The 26,815-nt window shown below is 61.1% G+C and carries 21 protein-coding genes; 16 read left to right on the top strand and 5 right to left on the bottom strand.

Annotated features, from left to right (window positions below; translation table 11 throughout):
* Nucleotides 1–39: 39 nt before the first annotated feature.
* On the bottom strand, nucleotides 40–1,113 hold the full coding sequence (locus FFS12_RS06075; protein WP_137886010.1) for an extracellular solute-binding protein: 1,074 nt from the start codon (nucleotides 1,111–1,113) through the stop codon (nucleotides 40–42).
* A 250-nt stretch (nucleotides 1,114–1,363) separates the two neighbouring features.
* Nucleotides 1,364–2,740, bottom strand: coding sequence for a glutamine synthetase family protein (locus FFS12_RS06070; RefSeq protein WP_137886009.1), 1,377 nt, complete (start codon nucleotides 2,738–2,740; stop codon nucleotides 1,364–1,366).
* Between the two features lie 276 nt (nucleotides 2,741–3,016).
* Between FFS12_RS06070 and FFS12_RS06065 the strand changes: the two genes are divergently transcribed.
* The 16 genes from FFS12_RS06065 (at nucleotide 3,017) to FFS12_RS05990 (ending at nucleotide 24,075) form a co-directional block, all read left to right on the top strand.
* Entirely contained in the window at nucleotides 3,017–3,769 is a 753-nt protein-coding gene (locus FFS12_RS06065; protein ID WP_137886008.1) for a gamma-glutamyl-gamma-aminobutyrate hydrolase family protein, read from the top strand.
* A 43-nt stretch (nucleotides 3,770–3,812) separates the two neighbouring features.
* A complete protein-coding gene (locus tag FFS12_RS06060) occupies nucleotides 3,813–5,171 on the top strand; it encodes a glutamine synthetase family protein (RefSeq protein WP_137886007.1) in 1,359 nt (452 codons plus the stop codon).
* Nucleotides 5,172–5,294: 123 nt separating this feature from the next.
* Nucleotides 5,295–6,665: an aspartate aminotransferase family protein gene (locus FFS12_RS06055; protein WP_137886006.1), complete on the top strand. Its 1,371-nt coding sequence runs from the start codon at nucleotides 5,295–5,297 to the stop codon at nucleotides 6,663–6,665.
* Nucleotides 6,666–6,857: 192 nt separating this feature from the next.
* The gene (locus tag FFS12_RS06050) at nucleotides 6,858–7,955 is read left to right on the top strand and encodes a polyamine ABC transporter substrate-binding protein (protein ID WP_137886005.1); all 1,098 of its coding nucleotides are present in this window, start codon (nucleotides 6,858–6,860) and stop codon (nucleotides 7,953–7,955) included.
* A 235-nt stretch (nucleotides 7,956–8,190) separates the two neighbouring features.
* Nucleotides 8,191–9,279 (top strand): polyamine ABC transporter substrate-binding protein, encoded by a 1,089-nt coding sequence (locus FFS12_RS06045; protein ID WP_137886232.1) that lies wholly within the window; start codon nucleotides 8,191–8,193, stop codon nucleotides 9,277–9,279.
* Between the two features lie 56 nt (nucleotides 9,280–9,335).
* Complete coding sequence (potA, locus tag FFS12_RS06040; RefSeq protein ID WP_137886004.1) at nucleotides 9,336–10,478, top strand: polyamine ABC transporter ATP-binding protein; 1,143 nt, start codon at nucleotides 9,336–9,338, stop codon at nucleotides 10,476–10,478.
* 23 nt (nucleotides 10,479–10,501) lie between these two features.
* The gene (locus FFS12_RS06035; RefSeq protein WP_171011837.1) at nucleotides 10,502–11,383 is read left to right on the top strand and encodes an ABC transporter permease subunit; all 882 of its coding nucleotides are present in this window, start codon (nucleotides 10,502–10,504) and stop codon (nucleotides 11,381–11,383) included.
* Nucleotides 11,384–11,456: 73 nt separating this feature from the next.
* Nucleotides 11,457–12,356 (top strand): ABC transporter permease subunit, encoded by a 900-nt coding sequence (locus FFS12_RS06030; protein ID WP_137886002.1) that lies wholly within the window; start codon nucleotides 11,457–11,459, stop codon nucleotides 12,354–12,356.
* Between the two features lie 243 nt (nucleotides 12,357–12,599).
* Complete coding sequence (locus FFS12_RS19870) at nucleotides 12,600–12,773, top strand: transposase domain-containing protein (RefSeq protein WP_171011827.1); 174 nt, start codon at nucleotides 12,600–12,602, stop codon at nucleotides 12,771–12,773.
* A 258-nt stretch (nucleotides 12,774–13,031) separates the two neighbouring features.
* Nucleotides 13,032–14,717 (top strand): sensor histidine kinase, encoded by a 1,686-nt coding sequence (locus FFS12_RS06020; protein WP_171011826.1) that lies wholly within the window; start codon nucleotides 13,032–13,034, stop codon nucleotides 14,715–14,717.
* A complete protein-coding gene (locus FFS12_RS06015) occupies nucleotides 14,714–17,017 on the top strand; it encodes a bifunctional diguanylate cyclase/phosphodiesterase (RefSeq protein WP_137885999.1) in 2,304 nt (767 codons plus the stop codon). The genes FFS12_RS06020 and FFS12_RS06015 overlap by 4 nt, the downstream gene beginning before the upstream one ends.
* Nucleotides 17,014–18,906, top strand: coding sequence for an EAL domain-containing protein (locus FFS12_RS06010; protein ID WP_137885998.1), 1,893 nt, complete (start codon nucleotides 17,014–17,016; stop codon nucleotides 18,904–18,906). The genes FFS12_RS06015 and FFS12_RS06010 overlap by 4 nt, the downstream gene beginning before the upstream one ends.
* Before the next feature lie 145 nt (nucleotides 18,907–19,051).
* Complete coding sequence (locus FFS12_RS06005) at nucleotides 19,052–19,273, top strand: cytochrome c peroxidase (protein ID WP_137885997.1); 222 nt, start codon at nucleotides 19,052–19,054, stop codon at nucleotides 19,271–19,273.
* 92 nt (nucleotides 19,274–19,365) lie between these two features.
* Nucleotides 19,366–21,003 carry an ATP-binding protein gene (locus FFS12_RS06000; protein ID WP_218568962.1) on the top strand — a complete coding sequence of 546 codons (1,638 nt, stop codon included), beginning with the start codon at nucleotides 19,366–19,368 and terminating at the stop codon, nucleotides 21,001–21,003.
* A 304-nt stretch (nucleotides 21,004–21,307) separates the two neighbouring features.
* Nucleotides 21,308–22,267, top strand: coding sequence for a cytochrome-c peroxidase (locus FFS12_RS05995; protein ID WP_137885996.1), 960 nt, complete (start codon nucleotides 21,308–21,310; stop codon nucleotides 22,265–22,267).
* Nucleotides 22,264–24,075: a DAHL domain-containing protein gene (locus FFS12_RS05990; protein WP_137885995.1), complete on the top strand. Its 1,812-nt coding sequence runs from the start codon at nucleotides 22,264–22,266 to the stop codon at nucleotides 24,073–24,075. The genes FFS12_RS05995 and FFS12_RS05990 overlap by 4 nt, the downstream gene beginning before the upstream one ends.
* Before the next feature lie 18 nt (nucleotides 24,076–24,093).
* Here the strand turns inward: FFS12_RS05990 and FFS12_RS05985 are convergent, their stop codons facing one another.
* From FFS12_RS05985 to FFS12_RS05975, 3 genes are read right to left on the bottom strand one after another with little or no spacing between them, the layout of a single operon-like run.
* Nucleotides 24,094–24,420, bottom strand: coding sequence for a rhodanese-like domain-containing protein (locus FFS12_RS05985; RefSeq protein ID WP_137885994.1), 327 nt, complete (start codon nucleotides 24,418–24,420; stop codon nucleotides 24,094–24,096).
* A 10-nt stretch (nucleotides 24,421–24,430) separates the two neighbouring features.
* A complete protein-coding gene (chrA, locus tag FFS12_RS05980; protein ID WP_137885993.1) occupies nucleotides 24,431–25,795 on the bottom strand; it encodes a chromate efflux transporter in 1,365 nt (454 codons plus the stop codon).
* Entirely contained in the window at nucleotides 25,788–26,732 is a 945-nt protein-coding gene (locus tag FFS12_RS05975) for a chromate resistance protein ChrB domain-containing protein (RefSeq protein ID WP_137885992.1), read from the bottom strand. The genes chrA and FFS12_RS05975 overlap by 8 nt, the downstream gene beginning before the upstream one ends.
* Nucleotides 26,733–26,815: the final 83 nt, after the last annotated feature.

Raw genomic sequence — 26,815 nt, 5'->3', positions numbered from 1 at the left:
GGAGGCGCTATTGGACGTTACCCCGCGCCGTTCGGCAAGTCAGCTGCCGTCGCGAAAGCGCACCCAGACCTCGTCGCGTACCGGGCCGAGCTTCTCCGGCAGGGTTTCCAGGGCGAACAGGCGGCGCTTAGTGTCGCGGTCCGGATAGAGACCGGGCTGCTCGCGCAGCGCCGGCTCGAGGAACTGCTTGGCGTCGGCATTGCCGCTCGGGTAGAGGGTTTGCGCGGTGGTCAGCGCCGCCACTTTGGGCTGCATCAGGTAATCGATAAAGCGGTGGGCGAGGTCGGCACGCTTGGCCGAGCGGGGAATCACCAGGTTGTCGATAAACACCACCGAGCCTTCCTGCGGTATCACGAAGCGCACCGGCTGGCCGGTATCGGCGGCGGCCAGGGCATCGCCGGCCCAGGCCACGGCCACGCACAGCCGACCTTGCTGCAAGTCGTCGAGATAGCGTGCGCTGTCGACGTATTTGAGCTGCGGGCGCAGCTCATTGAGCACCTCGCCGGCCCGTTTGATCTGCCTCGGCGGGCTGTGGGCGAGGCTGTGTCCCTGGTAGTTCAGCAGCACGGAGAGGACTTCGTCCTGGGCATCCAAGACGCCGATCCCGCAGCTGGCCAGGCGCTTGCTCTGCTCGGGGTCGAACAACAGGCTCCAGCTATCGGGGAGCGGGCCACCGAAGGCCTGTTCCGCCAGTTGGGTATTCACCGCCAGGCCGACGGCGCCCCACAGGTAGGGAATCGCATAGCGGTTCTGCGGATCGACCGCCGCGAGCTTGCTCAGCAGTTGTTTATCCAGGTGCTGGCGATTGGGCAGTTTGGCCATCTCCAGCGGCTGCAGGCGCCCGGCTTTGATCAGGGCCGGCAGATCGCTGTGGGTGGGCACCGCGATGTCGATCGCCTCGCCGCTGGCGAGGGCTTTCTGCAATTCTTCGGCGGTGTCGAAGGTGTGGTACTCGACGCGGATGCCGGTCTCCTTTTCGAAGTCCGTGAGCACCTGCGGCGCTATGTAGTCGTCCCAGTTGTAGACGCGGATCAGCTCCTCGGCATTGGCCGGCAGCGGGGTGGCCAGTAGAGGAGTCAAAGCGAGCAGCAGCGGAGCGAGAAAGCGGGGCATGACGACCTTCCTTAAGTGTCGGTTCACAGCATGTGCAGCACCAGCATTAGGTGCCGCGGATGAGTTCCATCTATCCAAGCTGAACGGCGCCGAGCGGGCCTGGGGGCTTGTTCTGCTGGCTGAGGTTGCGCCCCTGGCTGGTATGAGCGCGCAGCACTAGGCCGCGGGGCGGAGCCACGGGCGTGGCGAATGATTCGCTGGCGGTTGGCCGATAAAACGACGCCGGCTCAGGGCCGGCGTCGGGTCGTGCTTACACGGTGTGCAGATACCAGTTGTACTCGAGGTCGGAGATCGAGTATTCGAACTCGGCCAGCTCGCTTTCCTTGCAGGCGACGAACACATCGATGTATTTCGGGTCGATATAGCGCCCCATGATTTCGTTGTCGTCCAGCTCGCGCAGGGCATCGCGCAGGTTATTCGGCAGGCTGGCCTCGGTTTGTTCGTAGGCGTTGCCTTCGACCGGCGCACCGGGTTCGACCTGGTTGGTCAAACCGTGGTGGATGCCCGCCAGCACCGAAGCCATCACCAGGTAGGGGTTGGCGTCGGCGCCGGCAACCCGGTGTTCGATACGCACGGCATCGGCCGAATCGTTCGGCACGCGCAGTGCTACGGTGCGGTTGTCCACGCCCCAAGTCGGCGAAGTCGGCACGAAGAACTTCTCGCCGAAACGCCGGTAGGAGTTGACGTTCGGGCAGAGGAAGGCCATCGACGCCGGCATGGTTTCGATGATGCCGCCGATGGCATGACGCAGCGCGTCGTTCTCTACCGGCTCTTCGCTCTTGAAGATGTTGTTGCCATCCTTGTCGAGAATCGAGATGTGCACATGCAGCCCGTTGCCAGCCTGGTTCGGGTAAGGCTTGGCCATGAAGGTGGTATCCATTTCATGGTCGTAGGCGATGTTCTTCACCAGACGCTTGAGCAGCAGCGCGTAATCGCAGGCCTTCATCGGGTCGGCGACGTGGTGCAGGTTGATCTCGAACTGCGCCGGGGCGCTTTCCTTGACCACGGCATCGGCCGGGATGCCCTGCTCTTTGGCCCCTTCGAGGATGTCCTGCAGGCATTCGGCATATTCATCCAGGTCGTCGATCATATAAACCTGGGTGGATTGCGGGCGCTTGCCCGAGAGCGGCGACAGCGGTGGTTGCGGGCGGCCGTTCACGTTGGCCTGGTCGATCAGGTAGAACTCCAGCTCGAACGCGGCGCAGATGGTCAGGCCCAGGGCATCGAACTTGTTCACGACCTGTTGCAGCACGGCGCGTGGGTCGGCAAAGAAGGCTTCGCCTTCCATCTCGTGCATGGTCATCAGCAGCTGAGCGGTCGGACGCTTCTGCCAGGGCTCGTTGCACAGGGTGTTGGGGATGGGGTAACAAACCCGATCGGAATCACCAATATCCAGGCCGAGACCGGTGCTCTCTACCGTGGAGCCATTGATGTCGAGTGCAAACAGGGAGGCGGGCAGATTGATGCCGCGCTGATAGACCTTGTGCAGGCTGGCGCGCTCGATGCGCTTGCCGCGCACCACTCCGTTCATATCTGCAATCAGGAGGTCGATGAACTGAATCTCGGGATGTTTCTTAAGAAAATCATTCGCTTCATTAAGCTGAACGGCACACTGAGGAACCGACATGATGCAACACCTTTATTGTTAAAAATATCAATCATTCGACTGATGGGGTGTGAGTCAATCTTAAAGCCCTCACCCTGTCAATAGTGCCACATTTCGCCCTGAAAAGGGGCGTGATGGCCGTTTTTAGGGCGCTGCAGGGCATTGCCAACCCTCGCTCGGCCTTGGCTGGCGCGGTGCCCAGCGAGCCGTGTTAAATTTTTTACATGGCTATTGTGTAAAAAAATGAACAAGGCTAAGCTCGGTTTAAACCCATAACAGCAATAAAACGGGTATCTCATGTCGCGCCTGCCGTTAATCGGCGTTATCGCCTGCTTCAAGCAGATTGGCCTCCATCCCCACCATATAGCGGGCGACAAATACGTTCGTGCGGTGGCCGTCGGCGCCGGTGGCTTGCCGCTGATCATTCCGTCACTGGCTGAGCTGATCGACCAACCGACCTTATTGGAGAGTCTAGACGGCTTGCTGTTTACCGGCTCGCCGTCGAATGTCGAACCTCACCACTACAGTGGCCCGGCCAGTGCGCCAGGTACTCATCACGACCCCGAGCGTGACCGCACCACCTTGCCGCTGATTCGTGCGGCAGTGGCCGCCGGTGTTCCGCTGCTCGGTATCTGCCGCGGCTTCCAAGAAATGAATGTGGCCTTCGGTGGCAGCCTGTATCAGAAGGTGGATGAGGTCGGCCCCTTTATGGACCACCGCGAGCCGGAGAATGAGCCGCTGGAAGTCCAATACGCACCCCGCCATCCGCTGCACGTGCAGCCGGGCGGTGTACTCGCCGGCCTCGGCTTGCCGGACGAGATTCACGTCAATTCGATTCATGGCCAGGGCGTTGAACGTCTGGCGCCGGGCCTGCGTGTTGAGGCTTTGGCTCCTGACGGGCTGATCGAGTCCATCTCGGTCGAGGGAGCTAAGAGCTTTGCCCTTGGGGTGCAGTGGCACCCGGAGTGGCAAGTACGCTCGAATCCCGAATACCTCGCCATCTTCCAGGCATTTGGAGATGCCTGTCGCAAGCGGGCGAGTCAACGCTGAGCTTAACTATGCCGTTAGGCTCTCAATCCCCCCTGAGGTCTTTATGAGTCCCAAACTCGACCAACTCACTAGTTGGCTGAAAGAGCGCAAGATCACTGAAGTTGAATGCTTTATCAGTGATCTTAGTGGAATCTCCCGTGGCAAGATCGCGCCGACCAATAAGTTCATCGACGAGAAGGGCATGCGCTTACCTGAAAGCGTACTGCTGCAGACGGTCACCGGTGACTACGTGGAAGACGACATTTATTACGACCTGCTCGACCCGGCCGATATCGATATGGTCTGTCGTCCGGACGAGAATGCCGTGTTCCTCGTGCCCTGGGCCATCGAGCCCACCGCCCAGGTGATCCATGACACCTACGACAAGCTGGGCAACCCCATCGAGTTGTCGCCGCGTAACATCCTCAAGAAAGTGCTGAAGCTCTACGCCGATAAGGGCTGGCAGCCGATCGTGGCGCCGGAGATGGAGTTCTACCTGACCAAGCGCAGTGATGACCCGGACTACCCGTTGCAACCGCCGATCGGTCGTTCCGGCCGCCCGGAAACCGGCCGGCAGTCGTTCTCCATCGATGCTGCGAACGAATTCGACCCGCTGTTCGAAGACGTCTACGACTGGTGCGAAGCCCAGGAGTTGGATCTCGATACGCTGATTCACGAAGACGGCACCGCGCAGATGGAGATCAACTTCCGTCACGGCGAAGCCCTGCACCTGGCTGACCAGATCATCATCTTCAAACGCACCATGCGTGAAGCGGCGCTGAAACATAACGTCGCCGCCACCTTTATGGCCAAGCCCATGACCGGCGAGCCAGGCAGCGCGATGCACCTGCACCAGAGCGTCGTCGACACGAAGACCGGCAAGAACATCTTCTCCAACGACGATGGTTCGATGAGCGAGCTGTTCCTCCACCACATCGGTGGCCTACAGAAGTTCATCCCCGAGCTGTTGCCGCTGTTCGCCCCGAACGTCAACTCGTTCCGCCGCTTCCTGCCGGATACCTCGGCACCGGTGAACGTCGAGTGGGGCGAAGAGAACCGTACCGTCGGCCTGCGCGTGCCGGATGCCAGCCCGCAAAACCGCCGGGTGGAAAACCGCCTGCCGGGCGCCGACGCCAACCCCTATATCGCCATCGCCGCCAGCTTGTTGTGCGGCTACATCGGGATGGTCGAGCAGCTGGCGCCGAGCGCCCAGGTCAAGGGTCGCGGCTATGAGCGGCGCAACCTGCGTCTGCCGCTGACCATCGAGGACGCCCTGGAGCGCATGGAAAACTGCAAGACGCTGGAAGATTACCTCGGCAGCAAGTTCATCAGCGGCTATGTCGCGGTGAAGCGGGCCGAGCACGAGAACTTCAAGCGAGTGATCAGCTCCTGGGAACGTGAGTTCCTGCTGTTCGCGGTGTAATCAAACGGGAGTCGGTGAGGAGCGAATTCATTCCCCCTCACTGACGCCCCAGGGCGAATGAGTTCGCTCCTACGCAGAATGTCAGGTTCGGCTCCGCCGAACCTGTTTGAACGAGGTATAAATATGAACAGCCCAGTGACTAACCCGCAGACACTCGAGTGGCAAACACTGAGCAATGATCACCACCTGGCGCCCTTCAGCGACTACAAACAGCTGAAGGAGAAGGGTCCGCGGATCATTACCAAGGCCGAAGGCGTCTACATCTGGGACAGCGAGGGCAACAAGATCCTCGACGGCATGGCCGGGCTCTGGTGCGTGGCGCTGGGTTATGGCCGCGAGGAACTGGTGCAGGCCGCCAGCCAGCAGATGCGCGAACTGCCCTTCTACAACACCTTCTTCATGACCGCGCACCCGCCGGTGCTGGAACTCGCCAAGGCGCTTGCCGAGATCGCGCCGGCCGGCATGAACCATGTGTTCTTCACCGGCTCCGGCTCGGAAGGCAACGACACCATGCTGCGCATGGTGCGCCATTACTGGGCGATCAAGGGCCAGCCGCAGAAGAAGGTCATCATCAGCCGCGTCAACGGCTACCACGGCTCCACCGTGGCCGGTGCCAGCCTCGGCGGCATGAAGTACATGCACGAGCAGGGCGACCTGCCGATTCCGGGCATCGTGCACATCCCGCAACCCTACTGGTTCGGCGAAGGCGGCGACATGACGCCGGACGAGTTCGGCATCTGGGCCGCCGAGCAGTTGGAAAAGAAGATTCTCGAAGTCGGCGAAGAGAACGTCGCGGCCTTTATCGCCGAGCCGATCCAGGGCGCCGGCGGCGTGATCATTCCGCCAGACACCTACTGGCCGAAGATCCGCGAGATCCTCGCCAAGTACGACATCCTGTTCGTCGCCGACGAAGTGATCTGTGGTTTCGGCCGCACCGGCGAATGGTTCGGCAGCGACTACTACGGCAACGCCCCGGACCTGATGACCATCGCCAAGGGCCTGACCTCCGGCTACATCCCCATGGGCGGGCTGATCGTCAGCGACAAGGTCGTGGCGGTACTCAACGAGGGCGGCGATTTCAACCACGGCTTCACCTACTCCGGGCACCCGGTGGCGGCGGCGGTGGCGCTGGAAAACATCCGCATCCTGCGCGAAGAGCAGATTCTCGAGCGCGTGCGCGAAGAAACGGCACCCTATTTGCAAAAGCGTCTGCGTGAGCTGGCGGATCATCCGCTGGTGGGTGAAGTGCGCGGCGTCGGCCTGCTCGGCGCGATCGAGCTGGTGAAGAACAAGCAGACCCGCGAGCGTTTCGAGGGCCAGGGCGTCGGCATGATCTGTCGCGGTCACTGCTTCGACAACGGCCTGATCATGCGCGCGGTCGGCGACACCATGATCATTGCGCCGCCGCTGGTGATCAGCAAAGCCGAAATCGACGAGCTGGTGGCCAAGGCGCGCAAGTGCCTGGATCTCACCGCCAGTGCAGTGCTGGGTTGAGCCGTAGAGCGGGTCTATAAAGTATTAGCCAGTTCGCTTGGCAGTTGTACACCCGCGCTAGACCTTGCCAGACTGCACTTGTGCGTTGGCCAGGCTCACCGAAGGGTGATAGCCAAGGGTAGTTTGTGGTTTCGAACTTCCCAGGGCAGACGTCACCGTTCGGATACTTAAACAACAACAGGAGCTGTACGCATGAAAACATTCGGCAAGTCCTTTCTCGCGTTGTCCTTAGTGGGAGTCATGGCCGGCGCGGTTCAGGCCGATGACAAAGTGCTGCACGTTTACAACTGGTCGGACTACATCGCCGCGGATACCGTCGAGAAGTTCACTAAAGAAACCGGCATCAAGGTGGTCTACGACGTCTTCGACAGCAACGAAACCCTGGAAGCCAAACTGCTGGCTGGCAAGTCCGGGTATGACATCGTCGTGCCGTCGAACAACTTCCTCGCCAAGCAGATCAAAGCCAAGGTCTATCAGCCGCTGGACAAGTCCAAGCTGCCGAACTGGAAGAATCTCGACAGCAACCTGCTGAAGACCGTGGAAGTCAGCGATCCGGGCAACCAGTACGCGTTCCCCTACATGTGGGGCTCGATCGGCATCGGTTACAACCCGGACAAGGTCAAGGCCGTGCTGGGTGATAACGCGCCGGTGAATTCCTGGGATCTGCTGTTCAAGCCGGAGAACATCGAGAAACTGAAATCCTGCGGCGTCAGCTTCCTCGATTCGCCGACCGAGATCCTACCGGCTGCGCTGCATTACCTGGGCTACAAGACCGACAGCCAGGATCCGAAAGAGCTGAAGGCGGCCGAAGCACTGTTCCTCAAGATTCGTCCGTCTGTTACCTACTTCCACTCGTCCAAATACATTTCCGATCTGGCTAACGGCAATATCTGCGTGGCGGTCGGTTACTCGGGCGACATCTACCAGGCCAAGTCGCGCGCCGAGGAAGCCAAAGCCGGTGTGAATGTCCTGTACAACATCCCGACTCAAGGTGCCGGTACCTTCTTTGACATGGTGGCGATCCCTGCGGATGCCGCCAACGTCGAGGGTGCCCATGCCTTCATGAACTTCCTGCTGAAGCCGGAAATCATGGCCGAGATCACCAACGAGGTGCAGTTCCCCAACGGCAACGCCGCCGCCACGCCGCTGGTGGATGAGGCGATCCGCAACGACCCGGGTATCTACCCGAGCGCGGAGACGATGAAGAAGCTCTACGCCTTCTCGGATCTGCCGGCCAATGTGCAACGCTTGATGACCCGCAGCTGGACCAAGATCAAGTCCGGCAAATAAGCCCATGACACCCTCCGGCGGGTGCTCCCGCTGGAGGCCTGTCAGGAGCGTGTTGGATGAAGCGCTTAAACCACCACGCCGTACCCCTAGTTGAAGTACTAGCCCCAAGCAGTTGGCGTTTGCGGTTTGCTGCGCCCTGGATATGAGGTTCTGCCAGCTTGGCTGAGCAGAGGCGTAAAACTGGCCGCGATCAACGGCCATACCGACTAACAAGAATGAGGACCGATATGTGCGAATGCCCCTCCGCAAAACCCTGATCAGCACGCTGGCCCTGTTGAGCCTGAGCGCGGTTGCCCAGGCCGAGTCGACCCTACATGTCTATAACTGGTCCGACTACATCGGCGAGACCACCCTGGCAGACTACCAGAAAGAAACTGGAATCAAGGTGGTGTACGACGTTTTCGACTCCAACGAAACCCTCGAAGGCAAGCTCCTCGCCGGGCGTTCCGGCTACGACCTCGTGGTGCCGTCCAACCACTTCCTCGGTCGGCAGATCAAGACCGGCGCCTTCCAGAAGCTCGATCGCAGCAAGCTGCCGAACTGGAGCAACCTCGACCCGGCGCTGCTCAAGCAGCTCGAGCTCAACGATCCCGGCAACCTCTACGCCGTCCCCTACCTGTGGGGCACCAACGGCATCGGCTTCAACGAAGAGAAGGTCAAGGCCGTGCTCGGCGTCGACCAGATCGATTCCTGGGCCACCCTATTCGAACCCGAGAACATCAAGAAGCTCAGCCAGTGTGGCGTCTCCTTCCTCGACTCGGCCGACGAGATGGTTCCGCTGATGCTCAACTACCTGGGCCTCAGTCCGAACAGCGAGAACCCGGAAGACTACCAGAAGGCCGAGGCCAAGCTGTTGGCCGTGCGCCCCTACGTGACCTACTTCCACTCGTCCAAGTACATCTCTGACCTGGCCAACGGCGAGATCTGTGTGGCGGTCGGTTTCTCCGGTGACATCTTCCAGGCCGCCGCTCGCGCCGAAGAGGCCGGCAAGGGTGTGAAAATTGAATACGTGATCCCGCAAGAAGGCGGCAACCTCTGGTTCGACATGATGGCCATTCCGGCCGATGCCGCTAACCCCGAGCAGGCGTATGCGTTCATCAATTATGTGTTGCGCCCGGACGTGATCACCAAGGTCAGTGACTACGTTGGCTATGCCAACCCGAACACCCAGTCGCTGGAATTGATGGACGAGTCCGTCCGTACTAATCCGGCCGTGTACCCCTCCAAAGAGGTGCTGGCCAAGCTGTTCGTTTCGGCGGAATTGCCGCCGAAAGTGCAGCGCTTGATGACCCGTAGCTGGACCAAGGTCAAGTCGGGTAAGTAAGTGAAAAAGGCCAGACCGCAGGGGCCTGGCCCTCTAAATAAGTTGGGAGTTTTGTAATGGCAGTTGCCTCCGGCGCCTACAAGAAAGCCCTCGAGGGCAACCAGCAACCTAAAGAGGTGCTGGTTAAAATCGACCGGGTGACCAAGAAGTTCGACGAGACGATAGCGGTGGACGATGTGTCCCTGACTATCAACAAGGGCGAGATTTTCGCCCTGCTCGGCGGCTCGGGTTCGGGTAAATCCACCTTGCTGCGGATGCTGGCAGGTTTCGAACGTCCAACCGAGGGCCGGATCTTCCTCGATGGCCAGGACATCACCGATATGCCGCCCTACGAGCGGCCGATCAACATGATGTTCCAGTCCTACGCCCTGTTCCCGCACATGACCGTGGCGCAAAATATCGCCTTCGGCCTGAAGCAGGACAAGATGTCTGCCGCCGACATCGATGCGCGAGTGGCCGAGATGCTCAAGCTGGTGCAGATGAGCCAGTACGCCAAGCGCAAGCCGCATCAGCTCTCCGGTGGTCAGCGTCAGCGGGTGGCCCTGGCCCGTTCGCTGGCCAAGAGCCCGAAACTGCTGCTGCTCGACGAGCCGATGGGCGCGCTGGACAAGAAGCTGCGCTCGCAGATGCAGCTGGAACTGGTGGAAATCATCGAGCGGGTCGGCGTGACCTGCGTGATGGTGACCCACGACCAGGAAGAGGCCATGACCATGGCCGAGCGCATCGCCATCATGCACCTCGGCTGGATCGCGCAGATCGGAAGCCCGATCGACATCTATGAAACGCCGACCAGCCGCATGGTCTGCGAATTCATCGGCAACGTGAACCTGTTCGACGGCCAGGTGGTGGAGGACGCCGAGGGCCACGCGGTGATCGACAGCCCGGCGCTGGAGCGCAACATCTACGTCGGCCACGGCGTCAGCACCTCGGTGCAGGACAAGAACATCACCTACGCCATTCGCCCGGAAAAGCTGCTGGTCACCACCGAGCAACCGACCGGCGAGTACAACTGGTCACGCGGCAAGGTGCAGGACATCGCCTACCTGGGCGGCCACTCGGTGTTCCACGTCGAGCTGCCGAGCGGCAAGGTCGTCCAGTCCTTCGCGGCCAACGCCGAACGCCGCGGCACTCGGCCGACTTGGGGCGACGAAGTGTTCGTCTGGTGGGAAGACGATAGCGGGGTAGCATTGCGCTCATGAACACTCGAAAACTAAAGCGGCTCCTGCCCAGGGGCCGGCACTTCGTCATCGGCGTGCCGTTCATTTGGCTGTTCCTGTTCTTCATGCTGCCGTTCTTCATCGTCCTGAAGATCAGCTTCGCCGAAGCCGACGTCGCCATTCCGCCCTATACCGAGATCTACAGCTTCGTTGAGCAGAAGTTGCAGGTGCTCCTCAACCTCGGCAACTACCTGCTGCTCGGCGAGGACGAGTTGTATCTCGCGGCCTATCTGGGCTCGCTGAAAATCGCCTTCTTCAGCACCTTGCTCTGCCTGCTGCTCGGCTTCCCGATGGCCTACGGCATCGCTCGCGCCAGCAAGGAAATGCAGACGGTACTGCTGCTCTTGATCATGATGCCGACCTGGACGGCGATCCTGATCCGCGTGTATGCCTGGATGGGCATCCTCAGCAACAACGGTTTGCTGAATGCCTTCCTGCTCTGGCTAGGGGTGATCAACGAACCGCTGCAGATCCTCAACACCAACCTCGCGGTCTACATAGGCGTGGTGTACTCCTATCTGCCGTTTATGGTGCTGCCGCTCTACGCGAACCTGGTCAAACACGACCTGTCGCTGCTGGAAGCCGCCGCCGACCTCGGTTCGAGCAACTTCAACAGCTTCTGGAAGATCACCGTGCCGCTGTCGAAGAACGGCATCATCGCCGGCTGCATGCTGGTGTTTATCCCGGTGGTCGGCGAGTTCGTGATTCCGGAACTGCTCGGCGGGCCGGAGACCTTGATGATCGGTAAGGTGCTCTGGCAAGAGTTCTTCAATAACCGTGACTGGCCGGTGGCCTCGGCTCTGGCGGTGGTGATGCTGGCGATCCTGATAGTGCCAATCATCCTGTTCAACCGTAGTCAGGCGAAGGAAATGGAGGGTCGGGCATGAACAACTTTCTAAGGCTCGTGTCCGTCGCGTTGCGGTTCAACCCTAGCCAAGCCAAAGAGCTGGAGGGCAAAGCATGAAGCGCTTCAGTTTCTCGAATCTGATGCTCTGGGTAGGGCTGCTGTTCATCTACCTGCCGATGCTGATCCTGGTGATCTACTCGTTCAACGCCTCCAAGCTGGTGACGGTCTGGGGCGGCTGGTCGGTGAAGTGGTATGTCGGCCTGCTCGACAACAGCCAACTGATGAACTCGGTGCTGCGCTCGCTGGAAATCGCCTGCTACACGGCGATTGCCGCAGTCGCGCTGGGCACCCTGGCGGCCTTCGTGCTGACCCGGGTCACCCGCTTCAAGGGCCGCACGCTGTTCGGTGGCCTGGTCACCGCGCCGCTGGTGATGCCGGAAGTGATCACCGGTCTGTCCTTGCTACTGTTGTTCGTGGCCATGGCGCAGTTGATCGGCTGGCCGGCTGAGCGTGGCATCCTCACCATCTGGATCGCCCACACCACCTTCTGCGCCGCCTATGTGGCGGTGGTGGTGTCGGCGCGCTTGCGTGAGCTGGATCTGTCGATCGAGGAAGCGGCGATGGACCTCGGCGCCAAGCCGTGGAAGGTGTTCTTGCTGATCACCATCCCGATGATCGCACCCTCGCTGGCGGCGGGCGGCATGATGTCCTTCGCCCTGTCGTTGGATGACTTGGTGCTGGCCAGCTTCGTCTCCGGGCCGGGCTCCACCACCTTGCCGATGGAAGTGTTCTCCGCCGTGCGTCTGGGGGTGAAACCAGAGATCAACGCCGTGGCCAGCTTGATTTTGCTGGTGGTGTCGATGATCACCTTCCTGATCTGGTACTTCGGCCGTCAGGCCGAAGCGCGCCGCAAGCGCCACCTCCAGCAAGCCATGGATGAAACCACCGGGGCGGCCTTGCTGAAGGGGCCGGACAGCCGTCGCGATCCGTCGCAACAGCAAATCGCCGCCTAAGCGGTCTGGCAGTTAGCACAACAAAGGGTCACTTCGGTGGCCCTTTTTTATCGCTTGGTTGAGCGTGCCGGCCCGGCACTTGCGCCAAACCGCCGCCCGCCAGGTCGGCTGACCCGGGCTGGGAGTTGACTATGCAATGGCATGGGCTGCTACGCCTGGCTGCACCCAGCCGGAGCAGGCAATGGCGTCCGACTTGAGCGGCGAGAGCCGCCCCTTTGTCATCGGCCAAGAGCTGGCGATTCAGTGCCCCCGCAAGGCGTCACCGTTAGCGCCCAGCGCTATAGCTGGGTGGAAAGTGTCAAGCCTAACGGCCGCGAGCCCTATGCCTACCTGCGCCCCATTCTCGAACGCCTGCCGTTGGCTACCTCCACCGCCGCCGAAGCCCTGCCGCCTTGGAACTGCTCCGCCGCGCTTTAAACCAAGCGCCTTGCCGTGGATAGGCTGGGGTTTATGGGGCGGATACGAGATCCAAGTGCGAAGCGGCGATTGCAACCAGCAACTTTTCCGCGGGTTGCTGCTGGACGAGCTCAAGCTGCTGCCTACACTGGCTAAGGAGTGCACAGCGGCGTCCTGGCGGCGAAAGACCTCTGCGGTTCGTTCCACACCTAAAACTCAAGCCCGCGCGAGGGTACCAGCTTTGCACCAACTACCATGCCAGCCGGAAGGGAAACCAGCATGCACCTACCGCCCGAGGAAGAAAACAGCCAGCAAGAATCGCCGTCTGCCGCGGCTGACCTGAAAGAAACGCTCCAAGCACCGAAAAACATGACCAGCTCGGAAACCGGCACAGGAACTCCGTTTCCGCTCCGATGGCTGGCCGTCGGCTTGCTGCTCACGGTCCTGGTATTGCTCGCCATGCTGGGGTTCGCGTTCGATTCGCTGCGCAATGTCACAGCGGTGCAACTGCGCGATTTGCGCCTCCAGGAACTGAGCGGACGCATCGTCCACCTGGACGAGGTGCTAACCATGTCCGCCCGCATGGCGGCAACTACAGGCGATTTGCAGTGGGAGCGGCGCTACCGCCAGTTCGAGCCCCAACTGGATGCCGTCATCAAGGAAACGCTGCAGCTCACGACCCAGTCCAAGAGCGCCGAGGCGACCCAACAGACGGACGCAGCCAATCTCAAGTTAGTCGACATGGAGAATCAGGCCTTCGCGCTGGTCCGGGCCGGGCAGCCCGGCCAAGCGCAGCCGATTTTGTTTGGCAAAGCCTATGAGGCGCAGAAAAAAATCTATGCCGAGGGGATAGTCCGGTTCGTGCAGCATATTCAGGAAGACCTCGCCGCGAGCCAGCACGACAAGCGCAACCAGGTGGTTTTTTCCGTCACCGCGGCAATGCTCTCCATCGTCTTTTTATTCGTGACCTGGTTATTGGTCTGGAGCAAGTTGCACCGCTGGCGCGCGGACCAAGCGGCCAACTTCGCCGCGCTCGCAAAGGCGGAAGGGGCGCTGCAGATTGCCCACGACAATTTGGAGAAGCGCGTAAAAGAGCGCACCGAACAACTGGAGCTAGTGCACAAGCAGTTGCTCGAGGCTTCGCGCAAGGCGGGCATGGCGGAAGTGGTCACCGGGGTGCTGCATAACGTCGGCAACGTGCTCAACAGCGTCAACGTCTCCGCCACGCTGGTGGCGGAAAGTATCAGCAAGTCCAAGGTTTCGGGTTTGGCCAAGGCCGTCGCCTTATTGCAAGAACACGAACTCGACCTAGGGACTTACCTCAGTAGCGATCCCCGCGGCAAGCTTCTGCCGGCCTATCTGAGCCAACTCTCCGAACACCTGCAGGTCGATCAGGAGGCGAGCGTCAAGGAACTGAATTTCCTGCGCCAGAATATCGACCACATCAAGGAGGTCGTGGCGATGCAACAAACCTTCGCCACCGCGTCCGGCGTCGAGGAACGCGTCGATGTCCGGGAGTTGCTGGAAGACAGCCTGCGCATGAATCTGAGCTCTTTGAGCCGTCACGGCGTGGAGGTCATCCGCGAAATCGACGAGGTGCCCCCGATCATGCTCGACAAGCACAAGGTCCTGCAGATCCTGGTGAACTTGGTGAGCAACGCCAGACACGCCTGCGACGACTCCGGGCGCACCGACAAGCGTTTGAGGTTGCGCCTGACCAGCGGTGATGGCCGAGTCAGGCTTTCGGTCACCGACAACGGCGCCGGGATTCCAGCGGAGAACCTGACGCGGATCTTCAATCATGGTTTCACCACCCGCAAGGGCGGACACGGCTTCGGTCTGCACAGCGGCGCACTGGCGGCCAAGGAACTGGGCGGATCGCTGCTGGCGCAGAGTGACGGCATTGGCCTTGGTGCGACCTTCACCCTCGAACTGCCGCTTACCCCCCTGGAGGTTCTCGCATGAACTGGCCGTCCAACACCGGCAACCGCCGCATCCTGGTGATCGACGACACCCCAGCAATTCACCAGGATTTCCAGAAGATTCTCGGCTCGGGTCTCGACCGCGCAGCCGCACTGGCCTCATCCGAGGCGGCCCTGTTCGGCGATGCCCCGACAGTGCGGCAAACCTTCGAGTTCGATTCCGCCTATCAGGGGCAGGAAGGCCTGGCCATGGTCATGTCCGCGCAGGCGGAGAACAGACCCTATGCCATGGCGTTCATCGACATGCGCATGCCGCCCGGATGGGATGGTCTCGAGACCATCGAGCGCCTCTGGCAGGTCGATCCGCGGCTGCAGGTCGCCCTCTGCACCGCCCATTCCGATTATTCCTGGGAGGAGATGACGGAGCGCCTAGACCTGGGTGACCGGCTGCTCATCCTGAAGAAGCCGTTCGACGCTATCGAGATCCGCCAAATGGCCAGCGCGCTGACCGTGAAGTGGCAGATGACGCAAGACGCGGCGTTGAAAATGAGCTGCCTGGAGCAAGCGGTCGAGGACCGGACCAAGGAGCTGTCCGACGCCAACATAATCGTCCAGAACAGTCCGACTATCCTCTATCGTCTGCGCGGCGAGCCGTCGTTCCCGCTGATGTACATCTCGCACAACATCACTAAATTCGGCCACGACGCTACCCAACTGGTGGCATCACCGAACTGGGCGAAAGAGCTGATCAATCCCGACGACCAGGCCAAGGTCGACGCGGCGATGGCGCGCGTATTGGAGAAGGACGCCCAAGGCGCCTCGATCGAGTTTCGCCTGCGCACCGGCGATGGCTCTTACCGCTGGGTCGAGAATCGCTACATCCCGGTTCGCAATAAAGAGGGCCGGCTGATCGAGGTCGAAGGAATCATCCTCGACATCACCGAGCGCAAGGTGGCGGAGGAGAAAATCGCCCTGCTCGCCCGCACCGACGGACTCACCGGCTTGGCGAACCGAGCGACCTTCATCGAACGCCTGCGCCAAGCCTTCGCGGCAAGCACACGCGGGGCTACCTCGTTCGCGATCTTTTACCTGGATCTCGACCACTTCAAGGACGTCAACGATACGCTGGGGCACCCAGTGGGCGACCTGCTCCTCCAGGAAGTGTCCGAACGCATCAAGAACTGCACGCGCGAGAGCGATGTGATCGCCCGCTTGGGCGGCGATGAGTTCGCGGTACTGCAACTGGACATGGGCGAGCCGGCGAACGCGGGAGCGCTGGCGGCAAAAATCCAAACCACGCTGGCTCTACCCTATTCGCTCGACGGCAACGAGGTGCGCATCTCGGTCAGCATCGGCATCTGCCCCTATGTTCCTGGTAGCACGGGAGCGGACGCCATGCTGGCGCAGGCCGATATGGCGCTCTACCGCTCCAAGGACGAGGGGCGCAACCAGTACCACTTCCATTCTGAGGATCTCGACCAGGAGGTGCTCGATCGGGTAACGCTGGCCAACGATTTGAGAAGAGCGATCGATCAGCACGAGTTGGAGCTGTATTACCTGCCCGAGGTCGAGCTGTCTTCCGGAAAAATCTTAGGCATGGAGGCGCTCATTCGCTGGAACCATCCCGTACACGGCCTTCTCACGGCAGGTTCTTTCATCCCGGTCGCGGAAAAAACCGGCATCATCGTGACGCTTGGACATTGGGTGCTCGATCAAGCGTGCCGGCAAATGCGCCTCTGGCGTGACGATGGGATGGCCCCACCGGTGATCGCAGTCAATCTCTCACTCGCTCAGATCAAAAGCGGTCACGAACTCGTCCGTGATGTCGCCGAGACCATCGCGAAGTGGGGGCTGGTCCCGTCCGACCTGGAGTTTGACGTGACCGAGGCCACACTGGCCCAGACGAAATGGACACGCAACGATGTGCTGCCACAGCTGCGTGAGCTCGGAGTGAAGATCGCCATCGACGATTTCGGCACCGAATACTCGTCGTTCGATTATCTCAAGACCTTTCGCGTGAACCACCTCAAGATCGCCCAGTCCTTCATCAATGCGGCCACCGAGGACCCCGATAGCGCAACGACGATCCGCGCCATCATCAACTTCGCCCGCGAGCTCGGCATTGGGATCATCGCCGAAGGCGTGGAAACCCAGGAGCAGCGAGCCCTCCTGATCTCGACGGGTTCCACAACGCAGGCACAAGGCTTCTATTTCAGCGAAGCGGTGGACAACACTCGCGCCAGCGAGCTCCTGCGGCTGGGCAGCATTGCCCCGAATGCGCGGAGTAACGCTGTGACCTTGCCCCGCGGCATGCCGCAGGATCCTCCGGAGGTTCTCGCATGAACTGGCCGCCCAACACCGGCAACCGCCGCATCCTGGTGATCGACGACACCCCAGCGATTCACCAGGACTTCCAGAAGATTCTCGGTGCGGATCTCGACGGCGACGCCGCCCTGGCCTCGTCCGAGGCGGCCCTGTTCGGCGATGCCCCGACGGTGTGCCAGGCCTTCGAGCTCGATTCCGCCTACCAGGGGCAGGAAGGCCTGGCCATGGTCAGGTCCGCGCAGGCGGAGAACAGACCCTATGCCCTGGCGTTCGTCGACATGCGCATGCCGCCCGGATGGGACGGTGTCGAGACCATCGAGCGCCTCTGGCAGGTCGATCCGCAGCTGCAGATCGCCTTCTGCAGCGCCTATTCTGATTATTCCTGGGAGGCGATGTCGGAGCGCCTCGAGCTGGGTGACCGGCTGCTCATCCTGAAGAAGCCGTTCGACAACATCGAGATCCGCCAAATGGCCAACGCGCTGACCGTGAAATGGCAGATGGCGCAAGACGCGGCGTTGAAAATGAGCAACCTGGAGCAAACCGTTGAGGACAGAGCGCTTGAACTGCTGAAAATCTCCCATTTGCTCCAGTACGACGTTCTCACCGAGTTACCCAATGGCACCCTGCTTCAGGATCGGCTGACTCAGGCGATAGCCATCGCCTGCCGTCAGCGCAAACAGCTAGCGGTGATATTCCTCGGGCTGGATCGTTTCAAACGCATCAACAATGCCCTGGGGCATCCGATCGGCGATGCATTGCTCAAATCGGTTGCAGGATGTCTGGTGGCGACTGTGCGCAAATCGGACTCCGTTTTCCGCCACGGCGCGGATAAATTCGTGCTGCTGCTGGCGGATGTGACGCACTCGCAACAAAGCGTCGGCATTGCGCAAAAGCTGCTCGCCGCACTCAGGATGCCGCAATGCATCGCGGGGCACGATCTCAGCATCACCGCGAGTCTGGGGATCAGCATCTATCCGGATGACGGCGAGGATGCGGAGACCTTGATCAAGAAAGCGGAAGCCGCGATGCAGCATGCCAAAGAAAATGGGCGCGATGATTTCCGCTTTTTCATCCCGGACATGAACCTGCGCGCCCGCGAGCAGCAATCAATCGAAGAGGGACTGCGCCATGCCCTGGAGCGGCACGAGTTTGTCCTGCATTACCAGCCGAAGCTGAATCTTGAGAGCGGGGCGATTACCGGCGCCGAGGCGCTCATCCGCTGGCAGCACCCGGATCGGGGATTTGTCTCCCCGGCGCAGTTCATACCCATTGCCGAGGACAGTGGCCTGATCGTGCCGATCAGCCAATGGGTGCTGCGCGAAGCGTGCCGGCAGGCCCGGGCTTGGCGGGATGCCGATCTGCCGCCGCTGTCCATGGCGGTCAACATCTCCGCCCTGGAGTTCCGGAGCAAGGATTTCCTCGAAGGCATTCGCGCCGTGTTGCTCGAGACTCGGCTGGAGCCGCGCTACCTCGAACTCGAAATCACCGAAGGCGTCCTCATGCAGGATATCGAGTCCACCGGCTCCGTGCTCCGCGCACTCAAGGACATGGGGGTGCGGCTTGCCATCGATGACTTTGGCACCGGTTATTCCAGCCTGAGCTATCTCAGGCGGTTTCCGGTCGATGTACTGAAAATCGACCAGTCGTTCGTGCGTGACATCAGCACGGATGCTAACGACGCCGCCATCGTCAGCGCCATCATCGGCATGGGCACAAGCCTCAAGCTGCAGGTCATTGCCGAGGGCGTGGAAACCCAGGAACAGCTCGCCTTCCTTCAGGCCCATCGGTGTGAGGAAGGCCAAGGCTATTACTTTAGTCGGCCGGTTGCCGCCGATGCGTTCGCCACGCTACTGGCCGGCGGCATGGCTGAGCGTGTGCAGACGTCCATGAGCCAAATATGCCTCTGATTCCCGCCGATACGAAGCGCCATCCACGTGGTCGTGCGCGGGGCGGAGGCTAGGGCTAGAGAGGTGGGCGGCACCCTGAGGGCCCATAGCGATGAGCCAGGCAAGTGCGGTTTTTGCGGTTGATTGATAGCAAGGAAGAATCCAGATGCCTACCCGCGAACTGACGCTTACCCTCGACGAGCCGATCAAACCGATTTCCACACTGCTGACACAAGATCCGGCGCGGGCCGAGATTGGTCGCCAGTTGTTTCACGACGTGCGCCTCTCCGCCAATAACACGGTGTCTTGCGTCAGCTGTCACGATCTCGAGAAAACGGGTTATGCGCGTTCAAGCAATACGGCTGCGTCGCCTGCTATCCGGGGCTGACTGACCCGCTCTTGTTATGACCCGCCGACCTGTTTCAAGGAGCCGGCGTCGACCCGCTCGCCAGACGAGCCCGCATTCGGAGATACCCGCGTATGACAAGCGCTGTTCTGGAACGGCTATCGAAGTTACTCGGCGAATGGCACATCCTCATCTACCTGGTGCTGGGTTTCTCCTGCGCCATCGCTGGGGTGTTGTGGTACACCTCCAGCCTGCAGGAAGAACTCGTCCAAAGCTCCACGCGAAAAAACGCACAACTGTATTCGCTGGCGTTGGCGGATTTCCGCACCCTGTACACCTCGGAGGTGGTGGAGGTGGCGAGGAGTAGCGGGCTGGAAGTCACCCACGACTACAAGGGCAAGCCGCACGCCATACCGTTGCCGGCGACCTTGAGCATGCTACTGGGCAAGCGCCTGGGCGAGCACATCTCCGGCGCCCAGACGCGCCTCTACAGCCCCTACCCGTTCCCGTGGCGGGCCGCCGGAGGCGGGTTGCGCGACAACTTCGACCAGGCGGCCTGGGTGGAGCTGAACCGGCAACCCGACCGGGCCTATTCCAGCATCGACAGTAGCGACGGACGGCTGACGCTGCGTTATGCCACCGCCGACCGCATGCGCCAGGCCTGCGTCAGTTGTCACAACAGCCACCCAGCCAGCCCCAAGCGCGACTGGAAGGTGGGCGACGTGCGCGGGGTGCTGGAAGTCGACCTGCCGCTCGACAACGCCATCGCCCAGGTTCGGGACAACATGCGCGGCACCTTCTGGCTGTTGTCGAGCCTGGCATTGCTGGGCACGATCAGCATCGGCTGGGTCATCGCCAGCCTCAAGCGGCTGTCGCATGAGCTGCAGGTCCGGGTCGACGAGCGCACCCGCGAACTGCGGGAGACGCAAAGCAAATTGGTGGCCACGGCTCGTCAGGCAGGCATGGCCGAAATAGCCACCAACGTGCTGCATAACATCGGCAATGTGCTCAATAGCGTCAACGTCTCGGCCGATCTGGTGGCGGACAGCATCAGCAAGTCCAAGGTTTCGGGTTTGGCCAAGGCCGTCGCCCTGGTGCAAGAACACGAACTCGACCTAGGGGCTTACCTCAGTAGCGATCCCCGCGGCCGGCTTCTGCCGGCCTATCTGGGCCAACTCTCCGAACACCTGCAGGCCGACCAGGAGGCGAGCGTCAAGGAACTGAATTTCCTGCGCCAGAATATCGACCACATCAAGGAGGTAGTGGCGATGCAACAAACCTTCGCCACCGCGTCCGGCGTCGAGGAACGCGTCGATGTCCGGGAATTGCTGGAAGACAGCCTGCGCATGAATCTGAGCTCTTTGAGCCGTCACGGCGTGGAGGTCATCCGCGAAATCGGCGAGGTGCCCCCGATCATGCTCGACAAGCACAAGGTCCTGCAGATCCTGGTGAACTTGGTGAGCAACGCCAGGCACGCCTGCGACGACTCTGGGCGCACCGACAAGCGCTTGACGTTGCGCCTGACCAGCGGTGATGGCCGAGTCAGGCTTACGGTCACCGACAACGGCGCCGGGATTCCAGCGGAGAACCTGACGCGGATCTTCAATCACGGTTTCACCACCCGCAAGGGCGGACACGGCTTCGGCCTACACAGCGGCGCACTGGCAGCCAAGGAACTGGGCGGATCGCTGCTGGCGCAGAGTGACGGCATTGGCCTTGGTGCGACCTTCACCCTCGAACTGCCGCTTACCCCCCTGGAGGTTCTCGCATGAACTGGCCGCCCACTACCGGCAACCGACGCATCCTGGTGATCGACGACACCCCCAGCGACTCACCAGGATTTCCAGAAGATTCGAGGAAGCCCCAGGCTTTTACTTTAGTCGGGCGGTTGCCGCCGAGTTGCGCTGGGCTACAAGCCTTTGTAGGAGCGAACTCTGCTCGCGAAAGCCTGCCACTCAAAAGCTTCGCTCGCGATGCTCGCTCTTACAAGTTTTGCGCTTTTCAAAGGAAGTTTCTGCAACCGCTGACTAAGACAGAGCGGTTTTTACGGTTGATTGATAGCAAGGAAGAATCCAGATGCCTACCCGCGAACTGACGCTTACCCTCGCCATCCTGCTCGGGCTGCCATGCCAGATAAGCGCAGCCCCCCTCGACGAGCCGATCAAACCGATTTCCACACTGCTGACACAAGATCCGGCGCGGGCCGAGATTGGTCGCCAGTTGTTTCACGATGTGCGCCTCTCCGCCAATAACACGGTGTCTTGCGTGAGCTGCCACGATCTAGGCAAAGGCGGCGCCGACAGTCGAGACCATTCGGTCGGGTTCAGCGGCAAACTGACCGGGGTCAACGCGCCGACCATACTCAATGCCGCGCTCAATTTTAAGCAGTTCTGGAACGGTCGCGCGGACTCACTGGAGGCGCAGATCGACGCCGTAATCCAGAACCCCGTCGAGATGGGCTCGGAGTGGGAGGACGTCGTTGCCAAAGTGTCGCGGGACGCCACATACAAGACGGCCTTTGCGAGTGCATACCCCGATGGGGTCACGCAGGCGAATATCCAGAACGCGATCGCGACTTTCGAGCGCACGCTGATCACACCAAATTCTCGCTTCGACCAGTATCTTGGCGGCGACTCGAACGCCATCTCCGACGCCGAGAAAGCAGGTTATGCGAGGTTCAAGCAGTACGGCTGCGTCGCCTGCCACCAGGGCGTGAACGTCGGCGGCAACATGTTCCAGAAGTTTGGCGTCATGGGCGACTACTTCGAGACGCGCGGCAACCCAACCGAGGCCGATTTGGGGCGCTACCTGGTCACCCAGGAGGAAAACGACAAACACGTCTTCAAGGTGCCGAGCCTGCGCAACGTCGCACTCACCGCGCCCTACTTCCACGACGCTACGGCCAAGACGCTCGAGGACGCTGTCGATGTCATGTTCAAGTATCAGCTCGGTCGTGTTGCATCGAAGGAAGACAAGGTATCGATCATCACATTTCTCAACACCTTAACTGGCGAGCTTGAGGGGAAACCGCAATGAAAATGCCCAGACAACTACGCTGGCTCCCCATGACCGTGCTGAGCCTGGTATTCGCCTCGCTCCTGGTGTTCCTGTACATCAAGACGCAGGCCTACGACGCGTCAAATTACTTCGAGAACGTCGCGCTGCTACGGCAGATCAAGCAACTGGATGCGCAGTGGGAGCTGGACGCGCTGAAGTCAAAAATCGGCCTTAACATGAGCTACGACCCGCTGGTGAACCCGCTGAGCGATCTGAACAAGCTGCGCGAGCAAGTGGGCGAGGTCGGAACCAGTCAGGCCCGCGATGACGCCAGTGTCCGGGTCGCTAGCCTCGCGGCGTATCAAAAGGCCATCCAGGAAAAAACCAGGTTGATCGAGCACTTCAAGTCGCATAACGCGGTGCTGCGCAACTCTCTGGCTTTTCTTCCCACTGCGGCAGATGACATCCAGAAGTTAGTAAGCCAGGCCAAGGGTGGCGATCAGAGCGAGTTAAAACGAGTCTCGGCGCAGGTGAACAACGTGCTGCTGGCCAGCCTGGTGTACAACCAGGCAGCGTCCGACGACCAGGCGACTGAGATCGCGGTCGAGCTGGATCGTCTGGCTGCGAGCACGGGGCAGCTACCGACCGATCTCGCCGACGGGGTGGGCATCTTTAGTGCGCATGTCCGCACAGTCTTGCGCGAGCAGACAGTGGTTAACGGGCTCCTGAACAGTATCGCCGCAGTGCCGGTGGCAGCGCGTATCGACGACCTCAACGACATCCTGAGTCGAGAACAGCTACAGGCTGCTGCGCAGGCTCAGCAATATCGCCAGTACCTGCTGATCTTCTCGGCAGTGTTGGCCGGCTTGCTCTTGTCCGTGGCCAGCCGCCTGATCCGCAGCTACGCCGTGATTAACCGCGTGAACAAGGAGCTCCAGGGAGCCAACGAAGGGTTGGAACAGCGAGTGCAAGAGCGCACCCGCGAACTGCAAGAGGCGCAAAGTAAATTGGTGACCACGGCTCGTCAGGCGGGCATGGCCGAAATAGCCACCAACGTGCTGCATAACGTCGGCAATGTCCTCAATAGCGTGAACATCTCGGCTGATGTGGTCAGCCGCAAGGTGCGCGCCTCCAAAGCCCAGGGGCTCGCCAAGGCGGTCCAACTAATAAACGAACACGCCGCGGACCTGGGCGATTTTATGACCCGTGACGAGAAGGGCAAACTGCTGCCGGGCTACCTGAACCAGCTGGTAGAGGCATTGGCGGCCGAACAACAGAGCATCGGCGAAGAGCTTGGGCAGCTGACCAAGAGTGTTGACCACATCAAGGAGATCGTCGCCAACCAGCAGTCTTATGCGGGCACGGCCAGCATCGTCGAACCGTTGCAAATAAGCGATTTGCTCGAGGAAGCCCTGCGTCTGCATACCGGGGAGCTCACGCGCCATCGGGTCACTGTGGTGAAGGAGTTTGCCGAAGTGCCTGTGCTTTTGCTGGATAAGCATAGGCTGTTGCTGATCCTGATCAATCTGATCAGTAATGCCAAGCAGGCGATGGCTCACCTGGTCGACCGGTCCCGCAGGATGACACTCTGTGTGGATGTCGTGGACAAGAGCAACATACGGATCTGTGTGAAGGACGAGGGCGAAGGCATTGCGCCGGAGAACCTGACCCGCATCTTTGCCCATGGCTTCACGACCCGCAAAGATGGCCACGGCTTCGGCCTGCACAGTTGCGCGTTGGCGGCGATGGAGATAGGAGGCACATTGACGGCCCACAGCGATGGGCCGGGCAAAGGCGCAGCCTTTACGCTCGAATTACCCTGTAAAGCACTGGAGGGCAGCCTCTGAGCATGCTGCACCTCCTGCCTAGGTCGATAGGCGCTGGGTGGGCTGGCCGGCGCTGTGCCAGCCAGCAAAACCGTCAATCAGGTAGCGTGTGTCGAGCCCCATGGCATACAGCGTGGCGGCAATCCCCTGGCTGATCTCGTGCCCCTTGGCGCAATACAGAATCACCGGCCTATCCCGTGGGATCCGATCCTTCCAGCTGAACAGCGCCTCCGGGTCGAGCCACTGCGCCCCGGGAATTTCCGCCGCGTCGGCGAGCCGCACACTAGCGCGGCGCACATCCAGCAGGGTGAATTGCCGGCCTGCGGTTTGCCATTCCGCCAGTTCGCACATCGAGATACGGCCCATCGCACACCTCTCAGTTCTGCACCAGATGCACCATCAACCCAACCAGGGCGCAGGCGAACAGCACCTGGATCACGCCGCGCTTGAAGCGAAACAAGGCAATCGCAGCCGCCAGCGCGATCAGCGCCGAGGGCCAATCGAAGCTGCCGCCGAAGCCTTGCGGCCAGAGCACGTGATAACCGAAGAACAGCGCCAGGTTGAGGATCACGCCGACCACGGCGGCGGTAATAGCGGTCAGTGGCGCGGTGAATTTCAGTTCGTTGTGGGTCGACTCCACCAGCGGGCCACCGGCCAGGATGAACAGGAACGACGGCAGGAAGGTGAACCAGGTGACCAGGCTGGCTGCAACCGCGCCAGCGAGGAACGCCTGGTCGGCGCCAAACACCTGCTGCACATAGGCGCCGATGAAGCCGACGAAGGCCACCACCATGATCAGCGGCCCCGGCGTGGTTTCACCGAGGGCCAGGCCATCGATCATCTGCGTCGGCGTCAGCCAGCCGTAGTGGCCGACCGCGCCCTGGTAGACATAGGGCAGCACCGCATAGGCGCCACCAAAAGTCAGCAGGGCCGCCTTGGTGAAGAACCAGCTCATCTGCGTCAAGGTGCCTCCCCAGCCGAACAGCGCGGTCAGCAGGCCCATCGGCAAAATCCACAGGGCGGTGCCGATCACTAGCAGTAGCGCCAGTCGTGGCCAACGGAAGCGCGCATGTTCGGGCGTCGGTGTGTCGTCATCGATCAGCGCCGGGCCGAAAGACTGCTTCGCCGCGCCATGGCCGCCGCCGACACTGAATTTCCCCGGTGCCAGACGCCCCCCCAGATACCCGATCAAGGCTGCGCCCAGCACTATCAGCGGGAAGGGTGCGTTGAGCGCAAAGATGGCGACGAAGGAGGCCGCGGCAATCGCCCGCAGCCAGTTGTTCTTCAATGCCCGCGAACCAATCCGATGGGCTGCCTGCACCACGATGGCGGTCACCGCGGGTTTGATGCCGTAGAACAACCCGGCCACCACCGGCATCTCGCCGAAGGCGATGTAGATCCACGACAGGGCAATCAGGATGAACAGGGACGGCAGCACGAAGAGTACGCCGGCAAGCACGCCGCCCCAGGTGCGATGCAGCAGCCAACCGATATAGGTGGCCAGTTGCTGGGCTTCCGGCCCCGGCAACAACATGCAGTAGTTGAGGGCATGGAGAAAGCGCCGCTCCGAGATCCAGCGACGGCGTTCCACCAGCTCCTGGTGCATGAGCGAGATCTGCCCGGCTGGGCCGCCGAAACTGATGAAGCCCAGCTTCAGCCAGAACCAGAATGCCTGAAGCAGGCTGACGGGCTCGGCGCGTGGGCGATCCGGTTCCACTGACGGCATGGTGGTTTCACTCATCGGGATTCTCTTCTTTCACGAACGCCGCCAGCAGCCCATCGAAGATGGCGCTCGCGGCAGTCAGCAGGTGGTCGTCATGGCTGATGGTGTCGCGCAGCCCAGCCAGTACCCGCTCGATGCCGGCGGCTTCCACCGGCTGGAGACCGCCGACATCCAGGTAATGCACCAGAGCCGCGATGCGGCCGAGGCCAGGGGCATTCAGGGCAAAGCTCGCCTGCAGGGTTTCGAAGGTCACGCGGCTGCCGACATGGCTGAAAGTCGCGCCATCGAAATCGAAACCCAGCGCCTCGGCGGGGCAATCTTGGGGCGTGTCCAGCCAGAGGATGCGCGCTTGCGGATCGACGAAGCGCTGGATCAGCCAGGCACTGGCGAGGCGGTCGACCCATGGGCGCTTGCGGGTGGCCCAGACACGCCCTCGATAGTCGCTGCGACTCAGCACGGCTATCGGCAGGTCTCGGCTGCTCGGCTCATCCGCCGACAAGGCACGGCCGACCGCTGTTTCGAGTTCCAGCAGTGCGGCATCGAGCTGCCGCCTGGCTTCGCCCGGAAAGAAATCGATGCTCGCCAACTGGGCGAAGGCTTTACGCAGTTTGCGGATCTGCTTGGTGGAGGCCAGTGCGTTCTCGGCGTTCAGTTGCCCACGGCACTCCTCGATCTCGCCACGCAGCCTGGCGTAATCCTCGCGCCGGTCGAACAGTTCGATGAAGCGTTCACCGTCAGGGTCATGGATCGGCAGTAGATAGGCCGTGCCATTGATCGAGAGGATGTCGCGCTCGACGGCAACCAATGCCTCGCGGCACGCCTCGCTGTCCGGCAGCAGGTAGGCGCCATCGCGCAGCACGGCGGCACCACTGGCTTTCAACGCCCGCCAGGCGCGCATGCGGGCGGTGGCGTTCGCAGTCGGTAAGCCGATGATCAGGGTCAGCCAATTTTTCATATAGAGATCACAACATAAATAGTAGCTGTCTCTACATTACTCCTGGATGGCGCTATAAAAAAGCCTCGCAAGGGGCTTTTTTA

It is taken from the genome of Pseudomonas sp. 2FE (assembly GCF_005503735.1).
Taxonomy (GTDB): domain Bacteria; phylum Pseudomonadota; class Gammaproteobacteria; order Pseudomonadales; family Pseudomonadaceae; genus Aquipseudomonas.
The sequence above is the reverse complement of the archived record's forward strand: the minus strand, read 5'-3'. Positions and strand labels throughout refer to the sequence as shown.